The organism is Paraburkholderia sp. SARCC-3016, assembly GCF_031119615.1.
Lineage (GTDB): Bacteria > Pseudomonadota > Gammaproteobacteria > Burkholderiales > Burkholderiaceae > Paraburkholderia.
Genome location: NZ_JAVHZD010000017.1, coordinates 155,812 through 180,432, shown reverse-complemented (window position 1 = coordinate 180,432; position 24,621 = coordinate 155,812). Strand labels below are relative to the sequence as shown.

Below are 24,621 nucleotides of genomic sequence, written 5' to 3'. Positions count from 1 at the left end.
TAGCCATGTCGTTCTGTGAGCCAAGGAGTTGGTAGAATGTTTTGTCTTCCTAAGACCGCTTGGCCTCCGACTTGAAAATCGAAGGGGCTTGGCAGCGCTGGTTTATCTTCTCCGTCGAGATTCCAATAGTCGATACCCTGATTCCTTGCCGAAGAGATTGATCAGATTGACTGCGGCTGAAAGCACGAACAGTCCGGTGAGCAGCGCAAAGACGACTATCGACATGAAATCGAGCGATCAATAGTTGCCCGGCTACACGAACGCTTCGAATCCATCGAGACAGAGGTTGTCGACGCGCACGAGAAGGAGCCGGTAGCAATGACCTGCCTCACTCGCGCCGTTGAACCGAAGAACGGAACGGCATTTCCGCGTCGGCAAAACGCAGCCGAATTTCGTCGCCGGTCTTTACGAAACGCCGCTGCCCAAACGTGTAATACGACAGCAACAGACCTACACGAGCTTCGTGTTTGTCGTTATACAAGTAGCTGTTCTTCGGAAAAGCGACTTTGCCTGCTTCATTCTCCACGACAGCAAGGCATGACGAGAGCAGACCGGGTAATTGAAGAAAGCTCACGCAAGGCGTCTTTCCGACATTACGAACCGGTAGCAAAAAACACCTGAATGCAAAAATAGCTACCGAGAAGACCAACAAATGCAGCCACGATCACAGGTTTTGTGCGTAGGAAATCAAGCGGGCTCGGTGGATAAGGCGTCTCTTCTTCCCCGTCCAGGTTCCAGTAGTCAATACCAGCTCCCGGCCCGCAAAGATTGATCAATATCAGCACTGCGGACACGATGAACACTCCAACCAGCACGAAGTACAGGACTGTCAACATGGAGCCACTCGATCACTGACTAAGCCAACATCTAAAGGCATCCAACTCGTCTTGATAAACATCGTTAAAGCCTTCGGCGGCAATCCCACCTAAATTGCTTCCGATGAGAACAAGTGCCAATGCGCAGACTGGTTCGGCCGGACCGCATATGAAGGAAACAGTCATACCGGCCGCGGCCCCACCGAGCATGCCGCCGGCGATGATGCTTCCCTGTCGCGCCGCCTCCCGGATCTTGTCCTTTGCGTTCAGGATTTTATTGATAGCCAGGACAACTGTACCAAGAATCGCAGCCTTGGCGATGATCTGCAACCTACGCACAGTCGCAGTCACATCAGTATTGCCATCGCCGGCCTTACTTAATACTTTGAAGTAGACGGCGTGTCGTTGCTCAGCAGTTAAATCAATAAAGTCACGCCTAAACTGTGACTGCGCGTACTTGTTGAGATAGAAGTCGAAGCCTCGAGTGCGGAGCTTCAGCTTCTCTGCGATCGCCACGCCAAGCGCGGATGTATATCTGCGATACTCGACAAACAGCTTATCTCGCAACTGACTGCAATACTCTGCGCCTTCTTTGACCGTCATGTTGCCGCTCGCGACTTCCCGTCTTACCTGCTCGGAAATCTCTTTGATATGGGCAATGTATTGCTGGCGAACGCTGTGGTCGCTAATCATGTCGACCGCAAACGTGGTTGCCACCGACTCATAGGAAGCGATCGCCCCTTCAAGGATGCCGCCTCTGACGGCATGATCGCGCTGCGTGTCGAACGATCCTTGCGCGATGGTTTGAGCGTTTGTATCGTTAGCCATCTATACCCCCATCGCCGCAAGAATGCTGCCTAAAGCCGACTTTCCTAATGAGCGAGGCGGTTCGAAAATCGCTTCCAATCTGTGGCACGGGGAGGTGTTTGGTCGATCGAAATGGATAGTGTTGCTTGCGTCTGCCCGTCTGTCTTCGACCGAGCCGTCCGCGAAGTACGCCCGGCATCGCAGCCCTTGGCAACTGCCGGTCTCGGTAAGCAGAAATCGAACCCAGTGTTCATTCGATGCGTATTTTGCCGACGGCCGATCATCGCCTGCATTGCCCATGTCCGCCAACTGACCCGCACTAAACTTATGAAAGCTCCTGTTCTGCGACGCAATCATGACGGGCGGCGGGTTGCACTTGCAAAGGCAGATGTCGCCTTCAAGCGCCTGTTCCTTTCCGAACATGCTGTCGGGCCATCGTGGCCCTTTCGCTGCAATAGTCCCGACCGTTTTGCAGGCGGGGCAGTGAACCTTGGCGCCGATGTACGTCGATGCACGGCCGAATTCCATGCAGCGTTCTTCGCCTTCCAGCACCACGCCGTCCGCTGAGGACTTGTCGCCCTTCCTCAATGTAAATCGCCGCACCTATCCCGCTCCTTATGATTTGTCGATCAATAGAGATATGGAGTCTTGTGGGATTGCTAAATAAAGTCCATAGACCACATGGAGCTTTGACAAAACATAACAATTGGCAATGTCCTTTAAGACGTACTCAGGCGATTCATTAAGCAAGTTCTGCAAGAGTCTTGGAAATCTCCTTGCCATTAGGACTCAAGCATTGAGTCATTTTGACGTCAGCGTTAACTCATTCAATGATGCGCCGCTCACTTATGCGACAAAGCTGCCGCGTATACATCAAAGAGGATTAAATGGTGTCACCGAAGTCAGCGGCGCTTATCCGCAATTTTGGCAAGCTCGCGACATCTACTCGGTCTTGCGCGAAGCCCCCGCCTTCCTCTGGTACGCAGTGCGCCCATTTCCCTGAGATACTTGCTCACTCGCCCTTGCATAGCGCAAGACAGCAGCGCGCCGGAGCACCGCCATGATCCCCGCCGTCCCCCCGAACCTGATCGCCACGCTACGCGCCGCCAACCACATCGTCTTCCTAACCGGCGCGGGCGTCTCTGCCGAAAGCGGCATCCCCACCTTCCGCGACGCGATGACCGGCCTCTGGCAGCGCTACAGCGCGGAGCAGCTGGCGACCGCCGACGCCTTCACGCGAGATCGCGACCTCGTCTGGGGCTGGTACGAATGGCGACGCATGCAAGTGATGAAGGCCGACCCAAACGCAGCGCATCGAGCGATCGCCGCTTTCGCATCGAAAGGCCCGCGCGTCGACGTAATTACACAGAACGTCGACGACCTGCACGAACGCGCGGGCAGCGACCGTGTGCTACATCTTCACGGGCGACTGAACCGCCCATTTTGCTTCGAATGCAGGCAACCCCACGCGCTGCCGCTCGAAACGCCCGACGAACCGGACGGTGGCCGACGCCTCGCGCCGCCACGATGCCACCGATGCAACGGCTTTATACGTCCCGGTGTCGTCTGGTTCGGCGAAATGCTGCCGGAGTTCGAATGGCAAGCCGCCGTGGAAGCGTGCGAGGTATGTGACGTGCTGTTCAGCGTCGGCACGTCGTCGCTTGTCCATCCTGCCGCCGGTTTGCCTCTGCTCGCTGCGAAACACCTGGCGACCATCGTGCAAATCAATCCGAACCCAACGTCGCTCGACGGCATCGCGCAATTCAATCTTGTTGGCGCCGCTGGCGTAATCATGCCGGCGCTCCTCGATGCAATCTGGTAACCGGTTAAATTCAAAAATTGAAGAATTACGAAAATTTAACGAAGCAAGCTTCGACGCCGGCCCGGCAGACAACATCCCACATCACTCCACCTGACCACTAGCGAATCCACGTTGCCCCGCCAACCACTGCGTCGGCGTGAGCCCCACACCATGCGTGAACGCGCGCGTCAGCGCACTAGCACTGCCGTACCCGACTTCAAGCGCGACGAGCTTTACCGCAAGCCCTCGCCGCAACAACCTCTTAGCCAACCCGATACGCCATTGCGCAAGATATTCGCCAGGCGGAATTCCTACCGTGTTCGAGAATGCCGCCGCGAAACGCGAGCGCGACATTCCCGCAATTCCTGCCATGAGTTCAAGTGTCCATTCCTGTGACGGATCGGAATGCATCGCCGTCAGCGCTTTAGAAAGCCTCGCGTCGGCCAGCCCGGCAAGCGATCCGCTCTCGACAAGCTGACGCCGGATGGCAAAGCGAAGCAATTGAATCACCAGCACCTCGGCGAGTCTGTCGACCACCGCCGCGTGGCCGCACGCGCGCTCATGGCATTCCGCGAACAGCGCTTCCTGCACGGCCTCGAGCGACGGCACACAGGAAAATGGAATCGAAAGAATTCCGGGCAGACTGCGCAGCAGCGGATTTTCATCTCCCGTGCCCAATTCGAAAGCGGCGGAAACCACATCGGCGGTCTGGCCTTCGCCCGAATCGAGCCGGTAAGATCCGGGACGCCGCAAGAACACGGCACCCGGCATCGCGATAACGTGTTCGCCTAGCGGAGCGCTGGTCAGCACAATCGAGCCGCCGCGTACAAGATGCAGATGGCATTCCTCGGCGTCGCCTTCGAAGCTTTCGTAGCCGCGCAGGCCGCCTCCTCGAAATACGCGCGCTCGCAGTTCAAAACGGCTGAGCAGGCTGGACAGACGGTCGATCATGGGACGGATGGTTTAAAGATCAGGACTATTAGTCACTTATTGTCCTACCTGCTGCGATACATTGGCAACCTCGCCAGTACGTTGTACATCGCAAAGAGGAGGCCACGTGATCAAGTTTTTCTACCACCCTTCACCGAATCCCGCGAAGGTCGCGCTATTTCTCGAAGAAGCGGAACTGCCCTACGAAGTGGTCCCCGTCGACACTCGCAAGGGCGAGCAGCATACGGACGCGTTCAGAGCCATCAACCCGAACGGCAAGACGCCGGCCCTCGTCGACGGCGATGCGGTGATTTTTGACAGCAATGCCATTCTTCTCTATCTCGCGGAGAAGACCGGACGGTTTCTCCCGGAGAACACGCCAGCTGCACGCGCGGAGATGTATTCGTGGCTGATGTTCGTTGCCACCGGCGTGGGTCCGTACTCGGGGCAAGCCGTCCACTTCAGGCATTTCGCGCCGGAGCCGAAGACCTACGCGCTCAATCGCTATGACTTCGAGGCCTGGCGTCACTGGAACATCATCAACAATCGTCTCGCGCAGCGCCGTTACATGCTCGGCGACACCTACACGCTGGTGGACATGGCGGTGTGGGGCTGGGCCGGCGTCGTGCCATTCCTGACGGGAGATGCCGACGCATGGGAGAAGCTGCCCCACCTGAAGCGTCTGTTCGATGAGATCAACGCGCGGCCTGCTGCGCAGCGCGCCGGCGCGTTGAAAACGCGCCATACATTCAAGGCCGAAATGGATGAAGCGGCGCGTCGTGAAATGTTTCCGCAGAATGCGCGACTAGGTGCTGCAGCATCTTAGGGTTGACGTGTTTCGCATATGACACACGAACTCTATTCGTCGGCATAAGGGTGATGCCGGAACAGCGCGACCACTGCCTTCAACTCGCCGAGAACTTCCCCTCCCGTCCATTCCCCGCGGTCGCGCTCACGTTCTTGATCGACGAGCCCACCGGCAAAGGCCCTTGTACGCTGAGCGAAAACTCGTAGTTCTCGGGGCGGATATAAAAAGTCGTCCGCTCGCGCAAGGCTCCGTCGCCCGCAAACGACTCGCGCTCCAACACCAGCAGCGCGGCGCGCGGCGGAAGGCCCAATAGCTGTCCAACCGATGTGCCCGCCGAACGCGCGCGGATTCGCATCTCCGCTCTTGTTACGGAAAGACCGAGGAGATTCTCGAGCAATACATAAATGGGGTTGCGATTGACCTGCTCCCATGTCAATCCGCTGGCCTCGGGCGGCAGCGTGGAAATGACGAGCGCAATCGGTTCTTCGTCAACGAGGTAAAGGCGCTTGAGCTGAAAGCAATCGTCGCCGGGAGAACCGAAAGCCTGCCGGACGTTTTCCGGCGCCGACGCGGGCTTGAACTCAAGCAGCTTCGTTTTCGGTTCCACGCCTTGCGCGACGAGCGCGTCATAGAAGCCGCGCATGGGCTTCAGGTCATGCAAGAACTTCTGGCGAGACACGAACGTGCCCTTGCCTTGCTTGCTGACCACATAGCCCTCAGCCAGCAATTGCGCGATCGCCTGACGCACAGTCACGCGGCTCACGTCGAAACGGCGCGTCAACTCGTTTTCGGCAGGCAGCTTGCTGTCGGCGGCAAATACGCCCGCGTCGATATCGGAACGCAGCCGGTCCGCAATCTGCATGTATAGCGCGACGGCGCTTTCGCGATTGAGCAGCGGCGCATCTTCAGCCGCCGTTTGCGTGGCGGCCGGTGTCGTCGAATCGTCGTCGCGGTTCGCTCGCGCGGTGGCGGAACGGACAGTCGCCCGCTTGCGCGGCGACGCGTTTTTCGCAGAGTTTGCTTGCATCTATGACAGTCCAGAGGAGAGCGTTGCCTTCATTGCTTGTAACAATAAAATAATACATCTACATACAAGCTGCAAAGCAACGCGCAACTCCTTTGGCTATCGAGCGGCGTAGTGGCCGATACCGTTCGTCGCGTCAGCTACGCGGTACGACGCGCACCGGCGCAGTATCCGATTGGCCGTGCGCGAATGCCGCCGGCGCAGTCTCGCCCGTGGCAGGTCGCAGCACGCGCAGCGTCTTCGCTGCCGGATCCACTTCGACGAACGAGCCGTGCGGCACGGCTTCCGTAATGTCCGTATCGAAGCCCGCGAGCATCGAAATATCGCCCAATGCCGCTCCCTGCGCGAGGATCGGATTCACGGTATTGAACACGATCGCGACCGGCGCCATATGGCGCGACTGCATTTCATGGAGCATCCATGCGCTGGCTACGCCCCCCTTGGCGGTGTCCAGCACGAGAATGCGCCCGACGTAGGATTGGCCGACAAGCCGATGAGCGGGCCGCGAGAACACACCCTCGAGGCGGTTGAGGTCGTATCGCGCCGAGAAGCCGTCTTTCGCGACGAGCGCCTGCGCCGACACCTTTTTGCCAAGCGCATGACGCGCGTTCAGAACGAGTTCCTTCATGCCAGCTCTCCCGTTTCAGCGGCTTTGACGCATTCTTCCATCGACGCGAGCATGGGCGTATAGCCATATCCGCCGAGGATGTTGACGAGTTTCGCGCTGTTCGTGGCCAGCACTTTCCACCCCTTGGCTTCCGCCATTTCGCGCGCATACGACTGGTAGAAGCACATGCCAACCAGGACCGTGCCGCCGGCGCGCTCGATTCTGCGCGTATAACCGAAGCGCTCGGCGTCCGGCGCGACCTGCGGACTCGTGACCGCCAGCATCGGCACCTTGAAGGTCCGGCTATCGCAGATCTCGGCCAGCGCGCGCAGTTCGTACAGGCTTAGCTGCGGTGCGGAGAACACCACGACGTCGACCTTTTTCGTTACTGCATAGCTTGCGGCAAGGGCTTCGATCTCGGCCCGGCCCACGCGATGATGAACCGGCAACCGGTGGCCCCCGACATCATCGATTCGCGTCGCCTCCGGCGTAATGCCAGTCATATGAAAGAGCGCTATCGAACCGAAGCTGGCCATGGCGGCGCCGAAGTGCTTCAGTTCGTCCGACGTCGGCGCGCCTTCGATGCCCTCGATCACAGGCACCTGCCAGTAGTTGCCGGCGAGGCGGCCGATCACGCCTCCGAGTGCGCCCCACTCGTTGAGCGTGCGCGGCGTGTAGTCGACGCGAAAGCGCAGCGTTGCCTGGCGCTTTTCGTCGAGGTGAAAACCGTAACGCGGCGTGCGGCCGGTCAGCCCCGCCGATAAGGCCGACGGGCCGCCTTCGAAGTTCGAGCGCGCTCCGCTGACTGAATTCGAGAATATGACCACGCCCGTGTCGCCGAACGCCACGTGTTCGCCGCGCGTGGCGGCAAGCACCGTCTGATAGTTAATGCATGTGTCGGTCATGCTGACACCGAGTCGCTCGAACGCGCGAATTGCACGACGCTCGAGATCGACCATCCAGTCGCGCTGGCCGAGATCGTTAGCGTGTTTGAAATCCGTGCCGCGCGGGTCGGTAATGGTCGGGATGCGGACGGCGTGGCGGTCGTCGCCGGCCTCGGACAGTTGCTCGAGCCACATCACGCCAGCCTGGCCGAGACTCTCCGTATCCGCCATGACGTGTGCCTGCGTTACCGGTACAAAGTCGCGCGCGCCAAAGAAATCGCCCACCGCGACCTGATGGCGCATCGCCATTTGCAGGACTTTTCCACGTTCGCCGTTGAGCATCGCGGTTTCTTCGTCGTTAAGAAGCATTCGCTATCTCCAGTCATGTTTCCACGCCCTCGGGCGCCGGCGACAGCACACCACCGGCTCCGATCTGATCGATGCCCCGGCGGGGCTCGCCTTCAAATCAGCTTGATTCTTGTATTATCTTGTATTAATACAATGAAGACAGATGCTAGTCAGAGATCGGGCCGATGTCAACAGGCGAGTGTGCAGAGCCGATGGAGCTCCGATGATGCGGCGCTTGGTTCTATGCCGGCAGTTAGCAACATTACCTGGTTGACATGTGGAGAAGCGAGCATATAGCATGAATTGAGATGTCCTAATACAAGTAAATACAAAAGACCCCTGAAGCTTGGTAAGGAGACGCGCCAATGGCTTTTCGTCGATGGAGGCCCGCACCGGCGGACCTTGTACTGCTGCTTATCTGTCTCTTGTACCTGATTCAGTACTCCGACCGCGTGAACATCGCGACGGCGGCCAGTGCGATCCGTCAGGACCTGCATCTGTCGAACACGGAGCTTGGCTTTGCCTTCTCGGCATTTGCTTACCCGTATGCGGTCGTGCAACTGTTCGGCGGCTGGCTCGGCGACAAGATCGGCGCGCGCCGCATCCTGACGTGGTTCGGACTGACCGTGGCGCTGGCGTCGGTTCTCACCGCGTTTGCCGGCGGCTTGTGGTCGCTAGCTGCCTGCCGCTTTCTGCTTGGCGTTGGCGAAGCGCCTTCACTCTCGACTGCGACATCCGCGATGTCGCGCTGGCTGCCGGTCGAGCGGCGCGGCTTCGCGCAGGGCATCACGCATGCATGCTCGCGAGTGGGCAGCGCGCTCACGCCGCCCGTCATCGCGCTGCTCATGGCGCTTTGGGACTGGCGAGCGGCGTTTGTACTTGCCGGCGTGGTCGGCGTGATCTGGGTCGTCGCATGGTTCTGGTATTTCCGCGACGAACCGGCGCAGCACAGTAGCGTGTCGAGCGCGCAGCTGGCCGCGCTGCCCGTGCCGCGCGACCGCACAGAAAAAGTGAAGGTGCCCGTGCGCGCGCTGTTCGTGCGAATGCTGCCCGTCACCGTCGTCGACTTCTGCTATGCGTGGACGCTGTGGGTCTTCCTCACGTGGCTTCCGTCGTTCTTCCTTCACTACTACCACATGAACCTGAAGAGTTCGGCGTTTTTCACGTCGGGGGTGTTCGTCGCGGGGACTCTCGGCGACACGCTGGGCGGCACGATCAGCGACCGCATCTATAGAAACAGCGGGAGCCTCAAAAAGGCACGGCGCAACGTAATCATCGCCGGCATGGCGGGTGCCCTCGTGTTCCTGATGCCTGTCCTTTTCGTAAAGGAACTGACGATCGTAGCGGCGAGCTTGTGCTGTGCGTTCTTCTGCATGGAGCTCGTTATCGCGCCGCTGTGGTCGGTGCCGATGGATATCGCGCCTCGCTTTGCAGGCACCGCCAGCAGTTTTATGAACGTTGGCTTCGGGATTGCGGGCGTGCTGTCGCCGCTCACATTCGGGTTCGTCATCGACCAGACCGGGAACTGGACGTTTCCATTTCTGCTCTCCATTACGACGCTGGTCGTCGGAATTGTCTTTACGTTCTGGATGCGCCCTGAACAGCCGCTCACCGTCGACGAAGCGCCGAAACGGGAGCCCGCGTCTTCGACCGCCTAGCGGCGCGGCCGAAGCGCCTGCTGCATTTGCGCGGGCACGACGGCCGCGCTAACACCGATGCGCCCGTTCGAGCGAGACACGAATTGTCCCGAACGTGGATTGGATTGCCGTGAGACGCTTCGCTGCTGCCGTAGCGTCTTCGCCGTCGCAACATGCGGTGCCTTCCAGTCTGAACGCTAACGGAGCTTCGATGGTCCCAAACAAGTCTCCACTGGAATCGCTCGCGGCTTTCGCGATTGTCTTCGGATGCCTTACCACCCGTCTGCCGCTGTTTTCGCCGCGAGTATCCCTGCCTTCGTGATCAGCGAACGGACGAAAACTCGTTCGATGCAGGCGCCGATAGCGACAGCACGCAGGCTTTGCAAGTGGCATTGCGGCCGTGCGGATTTGATGAACGTGAAGTGCGGTCGTGGCTCGACGGTTTGCCGTCGCTCGGTGGCAGGCTGGCTTGGACCATCGCTCGCGACCGTGCCGCGGAAGACGCCGCGCTTGTCGTGCACCTGGTCAAGCCGTGTCGCCGCGCTGCACGCTTCGTCGCCCGGTCCAAACTTGCTATGCTGTGCCATCTCTTCTCACGAAGCAGGAAGCCCCGTGCGAGTCGGCCGTCCCGTCAAAGCTCTTCCCCAACCGCATTGCGACTACTGCGGCGCGCGTGCGCAACTTGCGCAAGCTGGCGACGCGGACTATCCATACCGCGACGACCACGGCGCCGTGTGGATGTGCACACCGTGCGCGGCCTGGATCGGCGTGCGCCCGCGCAGCAAGCATAACGTGCCTTTGGGCCGCCTTGCCGATGCGCCGTTACGCGAAGCAAAAAGCCGTCTGCACGATATGCTCGAGCCGCTCGCTGACGCGAAGGTGCGGCGCGATAAGGTCAGCGTCTTCGAAGCGCGCGCCAAGGCCGTTCGCTGGGTCGCGCTGGAACTGGGATTCGATCCGATGCCGTCGAGTCTTCATGCGTTCACGCTCGATCAGTGCGAGCAGGCGCTGCGTTATGTGGAAGCGTGGAAGGCGCATCGGAACGCCGGCTAGCGGCATTGAAGCGATGCGAGCTGCGCATGTCAGCAAGGGTATTGGTCTCTGATGTAGTGGTTGTAATAGGTGCCCTTCGACGACGCGTCCATCAAACCTTGATAGACGTGCGCGGGAACGCGGCAAAAGTCATAGGCATGTCCCTGTTCGAACAGAATGCGCATGTGCATGCGGCGGGGATCGTAACCGACCGCGCGAATCGCGCTTGATCTGACCGGGATCATCTCCATGCATTCTCCTGTTCCTCGGTCTCGAGTCCGAACCGAGTGTTCGCCATCGTCATTCGCTTTGAACGCGCGGGCACATCAGGTTTCATTTTATGCCTCGCGGACCGCGGGGACGGCGCCGTGCTAGTCGAGAGTCGGCGCGCTTGCCCTCGGCGTTTGCTGGCCGTTCGGCTAGCTTACGAGTAAGCGATGCTGCCTGTATGGTGGTACCCGTTAAGCCGCACGACGCTCCGCGCACATAGCGCGGATGGGCGCGCGCCCATCCCGGTGGAATCGGTTGAAAGGCTTGAATCGTCGAAACTGGCTGAGCCACCCGCGACAACCCGCTTGACGTATTACGTTTAGCATTATACGATATCCATAATGATCAAGTCGTTCCGATGCAAGGATACCGAGGCTCTTTACAAGGGCGAGTCGCCCAAGCGCTTCCGGGCGATTGAAACCGTGGCTGTGCGCAAGCTCCAGATGCTCGAAGCGGCCCATCAGCTGCGAGACTTGCGCTCGCCGCCCGGCAATCGGCTCGAACCGATGCATTGGGATCGGCCGGATCAGCACAGTATCCGCATCGACGGACAATGGCGCCTCTGTTTCGTCTGGACGAACGATGGCGTCACTGAGGTCGAAATCGTCGACTATCACTGAAAGGGAATTACGTATGGCCAAGAACGGAATGCGTCCGGTCCATCCGGGCGAAGTCTTGCGGGAAGAATTCCTCATCCCGCTGGAAATGAGCGTGAACGCGCTGTCTCTGGCGCTGAGCGTGCCGGCTACGCGCATACACGAGATCGCGAACGAACGGCGCGGCATCACCGCCGACACCGCCTATCGCCTCGCGCGCTATTTCGATACGACGCCCGAGTTCTGGATGAACCTGCAGACAGCGTACGACCTGAAGACGTTGCCGACGCGCGCGGAGATCGATCGCAAGGTTGAGCCGCGCGAAGCATCGCGTGCCTGATACGGGACCAGGTTCGGTCGGGCAAAGGCGACCGACGCGCCCTCACTCCCCGTATCGTCTCCATTTAAGCGCTTCCCATTGCGTCGATCGCTGAACACTAAGCAACCAGTCAAGCGCAGCGCGTCCGCGCACGGTGATAAGAACATTCCGATGCGCGCCCGCGATACTTGACGGCGGGCATGGCGGACAACTAGAAAAGTCCCTTGCGCAACGGAAACCGCTCATTCATGACGCGCGATCCAATATAGAACGTCCGCATCCTTTCGCAATGCTCGACAAGTTCCTGCCGCCGCGTCAGTCGCGCGACCGTCGTCAGATTTTTGTAGATGTCGCTAACTGCAGAGTCGAACCGCAGATGTACCTTCGATAGCTCGACCAAAATCTGCTCCGCGTCATCCTTATCGTTGAAACGCGTCGACAACAGTTCCAGATAGTCCTGCAAATCCTCGGGCTCGAGCCTGGTCCGCGAGACGAGCGCCGGCGCGATCGTTTCATCGCAAATCGACGGGTCACTGAAAATCGACGAGTAGTGCGGGTTTGGAATGTCCGCGTACTGAAAATCCAGGCTCAGAATCCGGCGATTGTCCGAAGTGAGGTTTAGGGCGGAGTGCGGCAGCGTCGACTCGAGTATCCAGATATCCCCCTTCCGCATTCTGAACACACCGAACCTTTCCTCTGTGTGATACGAGTCGATGCACGTTTCGAGCGGAATCAGAATGCGAACATACCGGTCCTTGTCCTCGGACAGTTCGAGAAAATCGGTGTGCGGAATGACCAATCCGTTGACGAGGTTCCGAACCCGCGCCATCCGCAGATGTTCCAGGTCGAAGTATTGTTCGATGATGCCGCTCAGGTACGACGTTGCGGTTCCCACCTGTGTGCGGATAGCTGGATGGTTATAGTCGGAGTACCGGGTGTCGGTCCATTCGCCGGTCCGGTTCCACAGCGAATGATTGATCCACGTCCCTGACCCGAACTCGTCGTATTGCTCTTTCAGACTCGGCAATTCAGACAGTACCTTCAGGTCCTTTTTGAGCGAGGCGTCGTCGAACTTGATCCGTCCTACAAGGCGTGTTGCGGTCAGCATCTCATCTCCTCCTGTTATAAAAGTCTAAAACGATGTTTCCGACATCCAGCGAGCCAGCGCATGATGGTCAAGCCCATTACCGTCGTCGGTCAGAAGTGAGCTGCCAATCGTGATAACCCACCTGGTCCCGGTCGATATGGCTGATGCGCCCGATCGCTTTCGATGTGGTCTGTGGTGCAAACTGCTCAGGTGCGTTCCGATTGAACCGCGGAGACGGTCGCCGCCGCTTCATTCGATTGCTTTGCGGAACGCCGAAACGGCCTTTTCGCGAGAACAAGCGAGAAAGCAATACCGGCGACGAGCCCCCAAAGCGCTGATCCAAGACCCAGAAAGGACATACCCGAAACCGTCACCACGAAAGTGATAACCGACGATTCCCGATGCGCTTCATTTGCGAGCGCGGAGGCGAGGCTCGTGACGAGCGTGCCGAGCAGCGCGAGACCGGCCAGCGTGGTCGTGAGGCCTTCGGGCAAGCGGGCAAACAACGCGACGACCGAGGCGCCAAACGCGCCGATGCATAGATAGCCGATGCCGCAGACGACGCCCGATATGTATCGTCGTTGCGGATTTTCATGGCATTCCGGGCTCGCGCACATCGCACCGACGATGGCGGCCGGGTTGATGCCCGAGTTGCCGAACAGCGCAAGCGGAATGGACATCAGCCCGCTTGCGCCCACCACCGATCGCGGCGAGATCGCATATCCCGCGCTGCGGAGAATATGGACCGACGTCGCGTATTGCGTGAGAGCGAGCAAAAGCAGCGGTAAGCCCAAGCCGATCAGCGACGCGGCAGAAAAGCCCGGCAATGTCATTTCAGGCGTGACGATGCGCAGATCGAGACCGTGCATATTGAGATTCGCACCCGGAAGCGCGACGATCACGCCGGCCAGCAGCGCGAGCGCCACGGCATAGCGCGCAATGACGCGCCGACAGACGACATACACGACGACGACAGGCAAGACCACGGCAGGCGCTGCTTCCAGCGATCGGAAAATGCCTGCGCAGAACTCGAATAGCACACCCGCGATCATCGCGGAAAGCAGATGCGCAGGCAGATGCTGGATCAGACGGGTAAAGAGACCGGACAGCCCGAGTGCAGCGACGATGATCGACACCACGAGATAACAGCCGACCACATCGCTGAACGGGTAATGCGCAAGACCGGTAATCAGAAGCGCGACGCCTGGCGTAGACCACGCCCCGAGGACGGGCATTTTGTGCCGCAGGCTAAGCCAAAGTCCGAGGGCGCCGGCGCCAATCGAAACCGCCCAGATCCAGGTGGACAGCAGGCTATGCGAGAGATGTCCAGCCTGTGCTGCCTGCACGACGATCAGTACCGGACCACTGTAAGTCGCAACGAGTGCGATAAGTCCTGCAATGGCGGCGGACGCTGAGAAATCTGCACGCAATCTGACGAACATCCTATCCCTCCGCGCGGACAGGGCGCGTGATTCGCTGACCCATGTCCTGCTCATTTAAGACACCAGCGATTTGACGCCGGACTTTTTTGAGATCTCTCAGATCGACGGGCAGCGACCTACGCCGATATGCGCAGCGCGATATCGAAATGTCTGTAGGAGCCCGGATTGACGAGAGTCTTCGTCAGGAACGACGAAGTGGGTTTGCAGCAATTGAAGCTGCGACGATTAGAACCGAGATGTATTTCGAGATACATCTCGCAACCAGACAGGTTGTTTAGAGATACCAATGTGATAAGGGACGGCGGATCAAACGTGATCGCCGCCCCTCGACAATGCCGAATACTCGCTTGCCTTTCGCCGTGATCCCGGCTTATTCCGCGTCGGCGGGCACAGCAAATCCGGCTAACAATCCGCTCGCCCGTTGGACCTTCGCCGTCACCGCCTCGTCGAGCACCGCATTGCCTTCCGGCACCGCCAGCGTCAAGTAGGCGCGAGCCCTCGTCACGCCGGTATAAACAAGCTCTCGCGTCAAAATCGGGCTAAACCGATCCGGCAACACGAGCGCCGCGTGCGCGAACTCCGACCCTTGCGACTTATGCACGGTCAACGCGAACACCGTTTCGACGGCTTGCAGTCGACTCGGCAACACCCACTTGATCTCGCCCGACCCATCCGCTGCCGGAAACGCGACACGCAATGCACCGCGTCCGTCGTGGCTAACCGGATAGGAAAGCGTGATGCCGATATCGCCATTCATGAGCCCGAGTTCGTAGTCGTTGCGCGTAACAAGCACAGGCCGGCCCGGATACCACTCGCCGCGCGCATCGATCAAGCCTTCCTCGTGCAGAAGCCGCGCGATGCGTCTATTGAGCCCATCGACACCCCAGGGCCCGCGCCGCACTGCACACAGCAACTGGAACGCATCGTGAGCCTCGAGCACTTCGGCGGCCCATCTATCCAGTGCAGCGGAATCGGCATCATGAGCGGGCTGGCGCTGATGCATCGTCTCGAGATAATGCCGATAGCCATGTCGAAGCACCGACGCCGATACCGATGCATCCGCGCTTGCCACGTCACGGCCACCCACCTCTCCATCGACAACCAGCGCCTTGAACAAGGCATCATGACCCGCCGAGCAAGTCAGCAACGCAAGGTCGGCGCGGTCTTCATCGAGCACACGCTGAACGCCGGCCGCATCGCCGTCGTTCACGCGCAGCGCCAGCGCACCGATGCCGCTCGCGGCCGAGAATCGGTGACTTTCCCGCAGCATCGCAATCGCCTGATCCAGCGCGGAGCCGTTCTCATCGATCATCGCGTCGTCGACACGCTCACCGGTCGCCGCCTGCAGCCAGTCACGCGTCTGCGGCGTGTAGTGCCCGCGAGCGGCGCGTTCGCACAACTCGCCGAGCACGGCGCCCGCCTCGACGGATGCAAGCTGATCCTTATCGCCGAGCAGAACGAGCCGCGCCGACGGCGGCAGCGCATCGAGCACCGCGGCCATCATCTCCAGATCGACCATCGACGCTTCGTCGATCACGAGCACATCGACGGGCAGCGGATTGCTCGCATCGTGTCGAAAACGCCGGCTGTCGGGACGCGTGCCGAGCACACGATGCAATGTGGTCACAACGGTTGGAATCGCTTCGCGCACATCCGTGCCGTTAGCGAGGCTCTCGATCGGCAAGCTCGCTACCGCGCCCGCAATCGATTCGTTGAGTCGAGCGGCGGCTTTTCCGGTCGGTGCGGCAAGCTTGATCCTCAACGGCCGCACGCGGCGCCCGACGGCGCCAGCCCTGGCAGCAACGCCGTCGCGTACACCGCCGCCACCTTGGTTCAACGCAATCGCTTGCAGCAAAGCCAGCAATTTGACGACCGTCGTCGTCTTCCCCGTCCCCGGGCCGCCGGTAATGATGCTGAACGCGCTACGCGCAGCCACAGCACACGCGAGCTTTTGCCAGTCAGCGCCCTGCTTTCCCGTGCCGCGCTTCGAGGGCGCAAACAGCACGTCGAGCGTCGCGTGCACCGCATCGATATCGAGCGCCGCTGCATGCTCCTGCGACGCGCGCAGTCGTCGCTCAATACCGGCGCAAACGTCCTGCTCATACTGCCAGTACCGCCGCAGATAAAGACGTGTGCCGACCAGAACCAGCGGCGTGTTCCCCGCACCGTGGCTCACGAGCGCAGCATGATCGAGCGCGTCGAGCCACTGCGCGAGCGTCACATTCTTAAGGAGATCCGTAGGTGCATGCGTCGGCGCATCGACCATGCGATCGATCGCATCGTCGGGCGGCAGCGACAGCACGAGGGTCGGATCGTCTAGCGCGGCTTGCAATTCGAGGCACGCGTGACCACGCCCCAGCTGATGGCTTGCCAGTGCCGCCGCCAGAACTAGCAACGGCGCGACGCCCGATGACGCCTCGCGAGCAAGGAATCGCGCAAACGCCGCATCGAGCGGACGCAACCAGCCGCGCTCGACCCATTCGTCGAGCACGCCGAGCATCGAGCCAGCGTCGGAGATTATCGCCGCGGCAGAAACCGCAGCTTCGGCAGCAGCTGGGGAAACCGCAGTACCGACAGCCACCGCATCGTCCCTGTGAAGCGCGGGCGGCATCGGCTGCGCGGGCGGTGTCGGCGTCGGCGGCAAATCCGCAAACAGATCGCCGGTTTGCGAGTCGGTGACACGCCGCTTCGTCATGCAATATCTCCCGCCAGTTCTTCCCCATCGACACGCTTCGCAAAGAGCGCATCGAGCTGTTCGATCAACTCGCGCGGCGGCCGATCGACGAACACGCCCTGGCTCTCGGCATGGCTGCCGCGCAAAAACAGATACACGGCGCCTCCGACATGCCGGTCATAGTCGTAATCGGGCAGACGCGCCTTCAACAAGCGATGCAATGCGAACAGATACAACACGTACTGCAGCTCATAACGCGAATGCAGGATCTGCGCGCGCATTTTCGCCATCGTGTACGCCGCGTCATCGGGTCCGAGCCAATTCGACTTATAGTCCGCGACGTAGAAGCGGCCCTCATGTTCGAAGACAAGGTCGATAAAGCCTTTGAGCATCCCGTTGAGTTGCGCGGGTTCGAGCGCGGGGCGCACGGCGCCGTCGAGCGTCATGTCGCAGACCAGCCGATCGAGCGCCTGGGCATCGACGTCATGCGTGGCGACCCAGAACTCCATTTCGGGCACATACGTCGCCAATGCGGACAGCGTAACCGGAGTAACAACCGCCTGCGCCGAAGACATCGGAATCGAAGGAATCCGCAGCGGCTCTTTCAGCAGTCTCAAAAGCCATCCGGTAAGCGGCTCGATCCAGCGAGTCCAACCACGCACGCTGCAGCGGCGCGCAACGGTATCCCGCACCGCGTCACGGTTCTCGATGACCTCGGCAAAGCCTTCAGTCGCCGCCCACTCCATCAATTCGTGGATGAACGTGCCGGCATCCGCGCCTCGCGGAAGCCCATGCAGCGAGGAATCGACTTGCACGTCCGCATAGCCGCTCGCCCGATCGGCCCGCTGCCACGCCACGGCATCGGCGGAGTCGACCGGCGGTTCGGCGCCTGCGAGTTCCTGATACACATCCTGGCCACGCGTATCCGGCGCCGGGTGCTCTTCACCGGTGCCGGTCGCTGCGAGCGGACTTGGCGCGGTCTCATGCGCGAAAGCGCCGCCGATCACACCATCGACCTTGCGCAAGCTCGAGTAGCTGGCAATCCACCAGTGCTCGCGCACGGCACGCGACAGAGTCCGCGCCGCACCGCGCCCGGTCTGCGAGTCGCGCGACGTGAAAAGCTCGGAGCCCGCAACCGGCGCCTTCGCCACGCGAATGTCCGCATGTTCCAGACGCAGTCGCTCGAGCAGCTGACCGAGCTCATCCGGCACGATCGCCTTGCCGCCCGAAAGCAGATACCCGAGCGCGCTCAACTCGATTCCGGCGATCGGCGCGACCCCCACCCACGTTGCGTAGCGCGCACGCGTGAGCGCCACGTAAAGCTTGCGCAAATCCTCACCGAGCCGCTCGCGATCGACTTGCGGCAAGACGGACACGTCATCGAGCGTCACATGGAGCCGGCCATCATCGTCGTGCCACTTGAGCGGCATATCCGTCGCCTTGGCCGGCCGATAATTGCCCGCGAACGGCAAAAACACGAGCGGATATTCGAGCCCCTTCGACTTGTGAATCGTCACGACCTGCACGAGACCCGCATCGCTTTCAAGCCGAATCTGCTTCGCATCGCCACCCGCGCCGGCACTGGCCTGATCCGCAAGCTCTTCGTCGACGTAGCGAATCAGCGCATGCTCTCCATCGAGTTGCGTGCTCGTCTGTTGCAACAACTCGGCCAGATGCAGCAGATTCGTCAGCACGCGTTCGCCATTCACGGGCGCACCCGCCGTTCGCCCGATCAGCCGCTGCGGCACCTGAAAATCGTGCAGCAGTTGACGCAGCATCGGCAGCACGCCTTTCGTGCGCCAACTGTCGCGATACCCGCGGAATTGCATCACGCGCGTTTCCCACGCGATTTCGTCGTGCGTGAGCGCATCGAGATCGGCGAAATCGAGCCCAAGCGTCGCGGTCGCAAGCGCGGCACGCACGAGACGTCCGTCGTCGGGCTCGGCGCATGCCGCGAGCCAATGACGCAACTCGACGGCCTGCTCGGTTTGAAACACCGAATCGCGGTCGGACAGATATACGCTTCGCACGCCACGTTCCGCGAGCGCCGAACGGATCGCGCGCGCTTCTTCGCCGTTGTTGACGAGCACCGCCATATGCGCCGGTTGCAGCGGCTTTATGGGTGATGTGCCGGCGTCGACAAAGCCTGCTTTTTTCGCCTGCCCCAGATTCAGCAGACGCACCATCTCCGACGCGCAACTCGCAGCCATGCCGCGCATGTACGCATCTTTCGAAAGCGAAACGCCGCTCTCGATCGGTGGCATCCACCACGCAGTCAGCGCCGCGGGCGCTTCATCGTCCGCGATCTGCAACGCGTCGCGGCGACCCGCTGCCTCGGCCGCAACGAACGGCAGCTGATTTTCTCCCGAACGCTGATCGCGAAACAGAAAAGCGCCTGGACCGTCCGGCCGTTCCTCGGCCGCTTCAAAGCAGCGGTTCACAGCGCCCACCATGGCACGCGTCGACCGGAAGTTTTTCTTCAGCGTAAAGAGCCGCCCCGCGCAGGCGCGGCGCGCTTCGAGATACGTGTAGATATCGGCACCGCGAAACGCGTAGATCGCCTGCTTCGGATCGCCGATCAGGATGATCGCCGTGTCCGCATCGTTGCATTCGATTCGATAGATTCGATCGAAGATCTCGTACTGCACCGGGTCCGTGTCCTGGAACTCATCGATCAGCGCGACCGGATACTGCTTGCGGATGATGCCGGCGAGTCGCTCGCCATTCGGCGAGCGCAGTGCATCGCGAAGACGCGTCAGCAGGTCGTCGAAGCCCATCTGCGAACGCTTCTTTTCCTCGGCGGCGAAGCGCTGCGAGACCCAGTGCGCGGCGTGGCACAGCAAGTCGTAGTACGCGGTCGGCTGTGCGGCGAGCGCGTCGCGCAGCGTTTCCATGGCGTCCAATGCAGGGTGATCGGGCGGATCGCCGTCCTTCCAGATTTCCGCGAGTCCCGCGCGCGTGAGGCGTGTCCAAACCGCAGCCTTGTCGTCGAACGCGGGTCGGGCCATCAGCGGATCGGCCGCCCATGCGCGCAGTTTTTCGAGCCATGTCTGACAGTTCGCGCGATTGAGCTTCTGCGCGTTGAACTGCTTTTTGTCGCGCGCTTCATCGAGAAGCGTTTGCAGCTCGGCGCACCATGATGTCCAGTTTTCTTTCAGGCGAGCGAGGTGCGCGCGTTGCTTTTCGCGTGCGTCCTTCAGCGTCGACTCCGGAGCTTCAGCGTGCGGCAGCAGATCCGCATGAGCGAGCAATCTGCTCACGACGCGCTGCAAATCGAGCGGGCTCGCGAACCATTGACGCACATCGTGCGCCGACTCCGCATCGAGCGGCGTCAGAAAGGTTCGCCAATAGTCGCGCACGACCTCGGCTTGCAGCGTGCTTTGATCGGTCTCGAGCGTTTGCGAAAACAGGCTGTCGCTATCGAAAGCGTGCTCGCTGAGCATGCGGTTGCACCAGCCGTGGATCGTTGACACGGCTGCTTCGTCCATCCATTCAGCCGCGAGTTGCAGACGGCGTGCGCATCCAGCCCAGTGTTCGCGCGCATATTCGGCGCGCAAGTCATGCAGCAAGTCGTCGCCCGGCGGACAGGCGGTCGCCTCGACCTCATCCGGTTCCGCACGAAAACATCCGGCTGCGTCGACGAGCCGTGCACGAATCCGCTCGCGAAGCTCCTTCGTCGCGGCATCGGTAAACGTGACGACGAGAATTTCGGGCGGCGTCAGTGCACGCGCAGCGGCGTCATCGCCGCCGCTGTGTCCGAGCACCAGACGCACATACAGCATCGCGATCGTGAATGTCTTACCGGTACCGGCGCTTGCTTCGATCAGACTGCTGCCGCGCAACGGAAACCGCAGCGGATCGAGTGCGGTAACCGCTGCGGACGATGTGGTTACGTTCGCGTGTTCGCTCATTGCGCGTCTCCATCACCATTTGTGCTGGCTTTTTGCCTTGTCGACGACGGGATCGCAAGCTGCAGCGGCAGCAGCAGTTCGGTCGCGAGCCGCTCGAAATCGCCGCTTCCGGCGAGCGCATCGAAGTCCGGATACACGCGCCGCAAATAAGCGTTCATATCGCGCTCGCCCGGTTGCCACGACGTGCCGTCGTAGGCGGCGCGAGCCGCATCGCGTGCCGGCGTTCGATCGGACGGTGCTTCGGGCGACCACTTTCCGAGCCATGCAAACGCCGCATTGACTGCGAGCGGCAGCGGCCGGCGCATGCCTTCGTCCCACGCGCGCAGCAGAGCGGCCAGATGGGCGCGGGCTTTTTCTTCCGTCAAAGGCGCGAGTTCGACGCTGCCGATCTTGCTGACTACGACCGTCGTCAACGGTCCGATCGCAGCGTGCGCAGCCAGGTGCGCGACCCAATGCGCAATGAGCCGGTCGCGGCGATACTTGTTGTCCTTGATCAGCGTGCTTGCCTCGAGAATCACGCGGCCATGCTCGCCGTTCGCGTTCGCGCGAATATCGCCGACCCAGTCGTCGATCGAACGTGCGCGCCCATCGATCGTCTCTTCGACAAGCAGCTCGTGTTGCTGCTCATCGAGCATCTGCGGCCAGCGGGCGAGCGCAATCCGGTAGCGCTCGAAGAGATCGGGCATCGGCTCCATCAATTCGTCGCCGAGCAGTTCGCCGAAACCGCCGGTCGCCAGGTCGCCGCTGCGATGCATGCGCGCAAGGCGGGCTTGCGCGGCGGGCAGCAAATCGTCGTCGCCGCGCTCGAGCGCCGCGATCTGCGCGCGAATCAGTTCGTTTTGCAGCTGCCAGGACCGGAGGCCGTCGAGGTCGAACGGTTCGTCGTTTTCGCTTGCCATCACGTCGGTCTCGAACGCGACGCGCAGGCGCTGGCGAAAGAAGGACTTGACGGTATCTCGCAAAAAGTCGGCGAGTTCGCGTATCGATAGCGGTTCGTCGCGCTCTATCGGCGGCAGCAGCGTGTCCGGGGCATCGGCAGCATGCTTCGTTGCAGCCGCAACGATCGGCATTACCGTCGACGCTGCGCGCCATTCGCCGGCGAACGTGAACAGCTTCGATGCTGCGCCCGGATCGGGATTGGCCGGAAAGTAATCGGCACTGAACGGCTGGAGCCGGTGAACGATCGTCAGTTCGTTGCCCAGCGCGTGCGGGTCGCCGCTTTCGTCCCCGGCAAGACGCCAGCCCGCCGATAGATGTTCGAGCAACTGCCCGACCAGCACCGACGGCGGTCGCGGCGTGTTATCGGTCACGCTGCGCCCGACCCACGACACATGCAGATGCTCGCGCGCCGACAATAGCGCTTCGAGAAACAGATAGCGGTCGTCTTCGCGGCGCGACCGGTCGCCGGGCCGGTAGTTTTGCCGCATCAGATCGAAGTCGAGCGGCGTACGCGTGCGCGGATAGTCGCCGTCGTTCATGCCGAGCAGACAGACGCGGCGAAACGGAATCGCGCGCATCGGCATCAGCGTCGCGAACGTGACGGCGCCCGCGAAGAAGCGCTGCGACAGGCTGCCTTCTTCGAGTTGCGCGAGCCAGTGGTCCGCCACGATCGACAGCGGCAGTTCGCCCGTTAGCGCCGCATCGACGCATGCATCGCGCCACGCTTCGAGCGCGGCATCGAGACGGCCGAGCGTGTACGCGTCGTCACTGTCGACGGGGGCGAAGAATGTGTTCTTGAGGCCGCGCAACCGCTCGCACCAAGCGTCGACGGTGGCGGGCTCGCGCAAGGTCTTCCATGTGTGTTCCAGCGCATCGATCAGATGCGTCAACGGCCCGAGCAGCGCTGCGTCGAGGCCGCCGATTTCGGCGTACGGCTCGATTTCGCGCCACGCGTCCGACTTATCGCCGACCGCATAGCCAAGCATCATGCGGCGTAGGCCAAAGGCCCACGTATTCGGCGCATCGTGGCTGCCGGCCTTCGGCAAGTCGAGACTTGCGCGCTGCTCGCCGTGCAGTCCCCAGCGAATATTCGCGCCGCCGATCCAGTTGTGCAGCTTCGAGAGATCGTCTTCGGCAATGTCGAAGCGCGCGCGCAACGCGGGCACTTCGAGCAGATCGAGCACGTCGCTGACGGTCACGCGCGATTGCGGCAGCGCGAGCAGCGTCTCGAGCGCGCCGAGCAGCGGATCGAAATCGCGTTGCCCACGGTCCGCGACGCTAAACGGAATAAAGCGCGGATCTTCCTTGTCGAGCAGGCCGAATACAGCCTGGATATGCGGCGCGTACGCTTCGATGTCGGGCACCATCACGATCACGTCGCGCGGGCGCAGCGAAGGATCGTCAGCGAAGGCGGCGAGCAACTGGTCGTGCAGGATTTCGACCTCGCGCTGCGGACTATGCGCGATATGAAAGCGGATCGAGTGGTCTTTGCGCGGATCGACTGCGTGCCATTTCGCGCGTGATTCCTTGATTGGGCGCAAGTCGCGGATATCGTCCTGCAACTGCTGCAGCATGGTCGACGTGCTTTCGGCTTCGAACAGATCGATGCGCTGGCCGATATTCGCAAAGCGCGATGAATAGGCGGCGCGCGCGGAATCGCTGTCGAATTCGTCGAGCAGGCCGATGAAGTCGCGCCCTTGCTTGCCCCATGCGGCGAGCAAAGGATGCGCATACAGATGCAGCTCTTCTTTATCGACGATGACGGGCGCGCCTTGGCGACGCCGCTGACGCGAGCGTTCGGCACGCAACAGGTCCTGATCGGCGACGATATCGGCCCAGTAGTGCGCGCATGGGTTATGCACGCACATAAGCACCTGCGTGAAGCGGGCAAGCGCGGCGAGCACCTCGAGCGATTGCCGCGGCAGACTCGAGATGCCGAACACGATAACGCGTCGCGGCAGCCCTTTGGGGCGCTCGTCGTCGCGCAGCGCGGCGGCACGTTGGATGAATGCTTCGTGCACCGCTGCGCGGCCGGCGGTCGATGCATCGCTGCCTTTCTGCGCGGGCGCGTTCATGGCTACGTCATCGAGCAGCGCGCGCCAGAGCGCCGCTTGCCAGCGATGCTCGTCGGGCAGTGGCGCCTGCTTGTCGCGCGCATCGATGATCACGTCTTCGCCGGCTGCCCAACGTGCGAGCCAGTCCGCGCGATAAAGCTGATACTGATCGAAGAGATCGGCGACGCGCTGTGCGAGCTGGAACCGTTTGCGCTGATCGTCGTCGTGTGCCATGAAACGCTTGAGCGGCGCGTAGTCCGGCCGATCGAGCAGTTCGGGCAGCAAGCGGGTAAGCCGCCAGACGAGGCGCGACTTATCGAATGGCGAGACAGCCGGCACCGCGTCGGCGCCGAGCACCGCGCGGTAGACCTGCCACAGAAACCGCGCGGGCAGCGAAAGATCGAGCGCGGCGGAAATGCCGCAACCGCCATCGACGAAATCGGCTGCGAACGCGAGCTTCAGCCATTGCGCAATGCCGTTGCTCTGCACGAGGATCACCTCGTTTTCGAGTGGCGCGAGCGGGTATTGCCTGATCCATTCGATCATCAGATCGCGCAGGCGCTCGGGCTGATTGCCGTGCACGAGCATCAGCCCGGCGGGTAGCGGTTGGGGTGTCAAGCTCAAACGAAGCTCCAT

General features: G+C 61.2%; 21 protein-coding genes. 7 read left to right on the top strand and 14 right to left on the bottom strand.

Features of this window, described 5'->3' with window-relative positions; translation table 11 throughout:
• Positions 1-328: 328 nt before the first annotated feature.
• Genes QYH69_RS18780 through QYH69_RS18765 form a run of 4 tightly spaced genes read right to left on the bottom strand, consistent with a single transcriptional unit; the run spans position 329 to position 2,225 of the window.
• Positions 329-574 (bottom strand): hypothetical protein, encoded by a 246-nt coding sequence (locus QYH69_RS18780; RefSeq protein WP_308833330.1) that lies wholly within the window; start codon positions 572-574, stop codon positions 329-331.
• A gap of 19 nt (positions 575-593) precedes the next feature.
• A complete protein-coding gene (locus tag QYH69_RS18775) occupies positions 594-836 on the bottom strand; it encodes a hypothetical protein (RefSeq protein ID WP_308833329.1) in 243 nt (80 codons plus the stop codon).
• Between the two features lie 12 nt (positions 837-848).
• The gene (locus tag QYH69_RS18770; RefSeq protein ID WP_308833328.1) at positions 849-1,643 is read right to left on the bottom strand and encodes a hypothetical protein; all 795 of its coding nucleotides are present in this window, start codon (positions 1,641-1,643) and stop codon (positions 849-851) included.
• Positions 1,644-2,225 (bottom strand): PAAR domain-containing protein, encoded by a 582-nt coding sequence (locus tag QYH69_RS18765; protein WP_308833327.1) that lies wholly within the window; start codon positions 2,223-2,225, stop codon positions 1,644-1,646.
• 193 nt (positions 2,226-2,418) lie between these two features.
• Between QYH69_RS18765 and QYH69_RS18760 the strand changes: the two genes are divergently transcribed.
• Positions 2,419-2,625, top strand: coding sequence for a hypothetical protein (locus QYH69_RS18760; RefSeq protein WP_308833326.1), 207 nt, complete (start codon positions 2,419-2,421; stop codon positions 2,623-2,625).
• 57 nt (positions 2,626-2,682) lie between these two features.
• Positions 2,683-3,444 carry an NAD-dependent deacylase gene (locus QYH69_RS18755; RefSeq protein WP_308833325.1) on the top strand — a complete coding sequence of 254 codons (762 nt, stop codon included), beginning with the start codon at positions 2,683-2,685 and terminating at the stop codon, positions 3,442-3,444.
• A gap of 81 nt (positions 3,445-3,525) precedes the next feature.
• Here QYH69_RS18755 and QYH69_RS18750 read toward each other — a convergent pair whose 3' ends face one another.
• The gene (locus QYH69_RS18750) at positions 3,526-4,374 is read right to left on the bottom strand and encodes an AraC family transcriptional regulator (protein WP_308833324.1); all 849 of its coding nucleotides are present in this window, start codon (positions 4,372-4,374) and stop codon (positions 3,526-3,528) included.
• A 106-nt stretch (positions 4,375-4,480) separates the two neighbouring features.
• On the opposite strand from QYH69_RS18750, the gene QYH69_RS18745 reads away from it, so the two are divergent.
• Complete coding sequence (locus tag QYH69_RS18745; protein ID WP_308833323.1) at positions 4,481-5,179, top strand: glutathione S-transferase N-terminal domain-containing protein; 699 nt, start codon at positions 4,481-4,483, stop codon at positions 5,177-5,179.
• 79 nt (positions 5,180-5,258) lie between these two features.
• On the opposite strand, the gene QYH69_RS18740 is transcribed toward QYH69_RS18745, so the two are convergent.
• From QYH69_RS18740 to QYH69_RS18730, 3 genes are all read right to left on the bottom strand, one after another.
• The gene (locus tag QYH69_RS18740) at positions 5,259-6,188 is read right to left on the bottom strand and encodes a GntR family transcriptional regulator (RefSeq protein WP_308833322.1); all 930 of its coding nucleotides are present in this window, start codon (positions 6,186-6,188) and stop codon (positions 5,259-5,261) included.
• A gap of 133 nt (positions 6,189-6,321) precedes the next feature.
• The gene (locus tag QYH69_RS18735) at positions 6,322-6,813 is read right to left on the bottom strand and encodes an aconitase X swivel domain-containing protein (RefSeq protein ID WP_308833321.1); all 492 of its coding nucleotides are present in this window, start codon (positions 6,811-6,813) and stop codon (positions 6,322-6,324) included.
• Complete coding sequence (locus QYH69_RS18730; protein ID WP_308833320.1) at positions 6,810-8,045, bottom strand: aconitase X catalytic domain-containing protein; 1,236 nt, start codon at positions 8,043-8,045, stop codon at positions 6,810-6,812. Before QYH69_RS18730 ends, QYH69_RS18735 begins: the two co-directional genes overlap by 4 nt.
• 344 nt (positions 8,046-8,389) lie before the next feature.
• Between QYH69_RS18730 and QYH69_RS18725 the strand changes: the two genes are divergently transcribed.
• Positions 8,390-9,682 carry an MFS transporter gene (locus QYH69_RS18725; protein ID WP_308833319.1) on the top strand — a complete coding sequence of 431 codons (1,293 nt, stop codon included), beginning with the start codon at positions 8,390-8,392 and terminating at the stop codon, positions 9,680-9,682.
• A 591-nt stretch (positions 9,683-10,273) separates the two neighbouring features.
• Complete coding sequence (locus tag QYH69_RS18720; protein WP_308833318.1) at positions 10,274-10,714, top strand: zinc-finger-containing protein; 441 nt, start codon at positions 10,274-10,276, stop codon at positions 10,712-10,714.
• 29 nt (positions 10,715-10,743) lie between these two features.
• Here QYH69_RS18720 and QYH69_RS18715 read toward each other — a convergent pair whose 3' ends face one another.
• A complete protein-coding gene (locus QYH69_RS18715) occupies positions 10,744-10,944 on the bottom strand; it encodes a KTSC domain-containing protein (protein ID WP_308833317.1) in 201 nt (66 codons plus the stop codon).
• 360 nt (positions 10,945-11,304) lie between these two features.
• On the opposite strand from QYH69_RS18715, the gene QYH69_RS18710 reads away from it, so the two are divergent.
• Positions 11,305-11,583 carry a type II toxin-antitoxin system RelE/ParE family toxin gene (locus QYH69_RS18710; protein WP_308833315.1) on the top strand — a complete coding sequence of 93 codons (279 nt, stop codon included), beginning with the start codon at positions 11,305-11,307 and terminating at the stop codon, positions 11,581-11,583.
• Between the two features lie 13 nt (positions 11,584-11,596).
• The gene (locus tag QYH69_RS18705; RefSeq protein WP_308833314.1) at positions 11,597-11,899 is read left to right on the top strand and encodes a HigA family addiction module antitoxin; all 303 of its coding nucleotides are present in this window, start codon (positions 11,597-11,599) and stop codon (positions 11,897-11,899) included.
• A gap of 190 nt (positions 11,900-12,089) precedes the next feature.
• On the opposite strand, the gene QYH69_RS18700 is transcribed toward QYH69_RS18705, so the two are convergent.
• The 5 genes from QYH69_RS18700 to recC form a co-directional block, all read right to left on the bottom strand.
• Positions 12,090-12,986, bottom strand: coding sequence for an aspartyl/asparaginyl beta-hydroxylase domain-containing protein (locus tag QYH69_RS18700; protein WP_308833313.1), 897 nt, complete (start codon positions 12,984-12,986; stop codon positions 12,090-12,092).
• A 185-nt stretch (positions 12,987-13,171) separates the two neighbouring features.
• Positions 13,172-14,461 carry a benzoate/H(+) symporter BenE family transporter gene (locus tag QYH69_RS18695; protein WP_308833312.1) on the bottom strand — a complete coding sequence of 430 codons (1,290 nt, stop codon included), beginning with the start codon at positions 14,459-14,461 and terminating at the stop codon, positions 13,172-13,174.
• A gap of 316 nt (positions 14,462-14,777) precedes the next feature.
• Positions 14,778-17,102: an exodeoxyribonuclease V subunit alpha gene (recD, locus tag QYH69_RS18690; RefSeq protein WP_308833311.1), complete on the bottom strand. Its 2,325-nt coding sequence runs from the start codon at positions 17,100-17,102 to the stop codon at positions 14,778-14,780.
• A complete protein-coding gene (gene recB / locus QYH69_RS18685; protein WP_308833310.1) occupies positions 17,099-20,992 on the bottom strand; it encodes an exodeoxyribonuclease V subunit beta in 3,894 nt (1,297 codons plus the stop codon). The genes recD and recB overlap by 4 nt, the downstream gene beginning before the upstream one ends.
• A complete protein-coding gene (recC, locus tag QYH69_RS18680) occupies positions 20,989-24,609 on the bottom strand; it encodes an exodeoxyribonuclease V subunit gamma (protein WP_308833309.1) in 3,621 nt (1,206 codons plus the stop codon). Before recC ends, recB begins: the two co-directional genes overlap by 4 nt.
• Positions 24,610-24,621 lie beyond the last annotated feature (12 nt).

Coding starts and splice junctions, on each gene's coding strand:
- QYH69_RS18775 (WP_308833329.1), bottom strand. CDS start 836: ATGTTGACAGTCCTGTACTTCGTGCTGGTTGGAGTGTTCATCGTGTCC.
- QYH69_RS18770 (WP_308833328.1), bottom strand. CDS start 1,643: ATGGCTAACGATACAAACGCTCAAACCATCGCGCAAGGATCGTTCGAC.
- QYH69_RS18755 (WP_308833325.1), top strand. CDS start 2,683: ATGATCCCCGCCGTCCCCCCGAACCTGATCGCCACGCTACGCGCCGCC.
- QYH69_RS18750 (WP_308833324.1), bottom strand. CDS start 4,374: ATGATCGACCGTCTGTCCAGCCTGCTCAGCCGTTTTGAACTGCGAGCG.
- QYH69_RS18740 (WP_308833322.1), bottom strand. CDS start 6,188: ATGCAAGCAAACTCTGCGAAAAACGCGTCGCCGCGCAAGCGGGCGACT.
- QYH69_RS18735 (WP_308833321.1), bottom strand. CDS start 6,813: ATGAAGGAACTCGTTCTGAACGCGCGTCATGCGCTTGGCAAAAAGGTG.
- QYH69_RS18730 (WP_308833320.1), bottom strand. CDS start 8,045: ATGCTTCTTAACGACGAAGAAACCGCGATGCTCAACGGCGAACGTGGA.
- QYH69_RS18725 (WP_308833319.1), top strand. CDS start 8,390: ATGGCTTTTCGTCGATGGAGGCCCGCACCGGCGGACCTTGTACTGCTG.
- QYH69_RS18715 (WP_308833317.1), bottom strand. CDS start 10,944: ATGGAGATGATCCCGGTCAGATCAAGCGCGATTCGCGCGGTCGGTTAC.
- QYH69_RS18710 (WP_308833315.1), top strand. CDS start 11,305: ATGATCAAGTCGTTCCGATGCAAGGATACCGAGGCTCTTTACAAGGGC.
- QYH69_RS18705 (WP_308833314.1), top strand. CDS start 11,597: ATGGCCAAGAACGGAATGCGTCCGGTCCATCCGGGCGAAGTCTTGCGG.
- QYH69_RS18700 (WP_308833313.1), bottom strand. CDS start 12,986: ATGCTGACCGCAACACGCCTTGTAGGACGGATCAAGTTCGACGACGCC.
- QYH69_RS18695 (WP_308833312.1), bottom strand. CDS start 14,461: ATGAGCAGGACATGGGTCAGCGAATCACGCGCCCTGTCCGCGCGGAGG.
- recD (WP_308833311.1), bottom strand. CDS start 17,102: ATGACGAAGCGGCGTGTCACCGACTCGCAAACCGGCGATCTGTTTGCG.
- recB (WP_308833310.1), bottom strand. CDS start 20,992: ATGAGCGAACACGCGAACGTAACCACATCGTCCGCAGCGGTTACCGCA.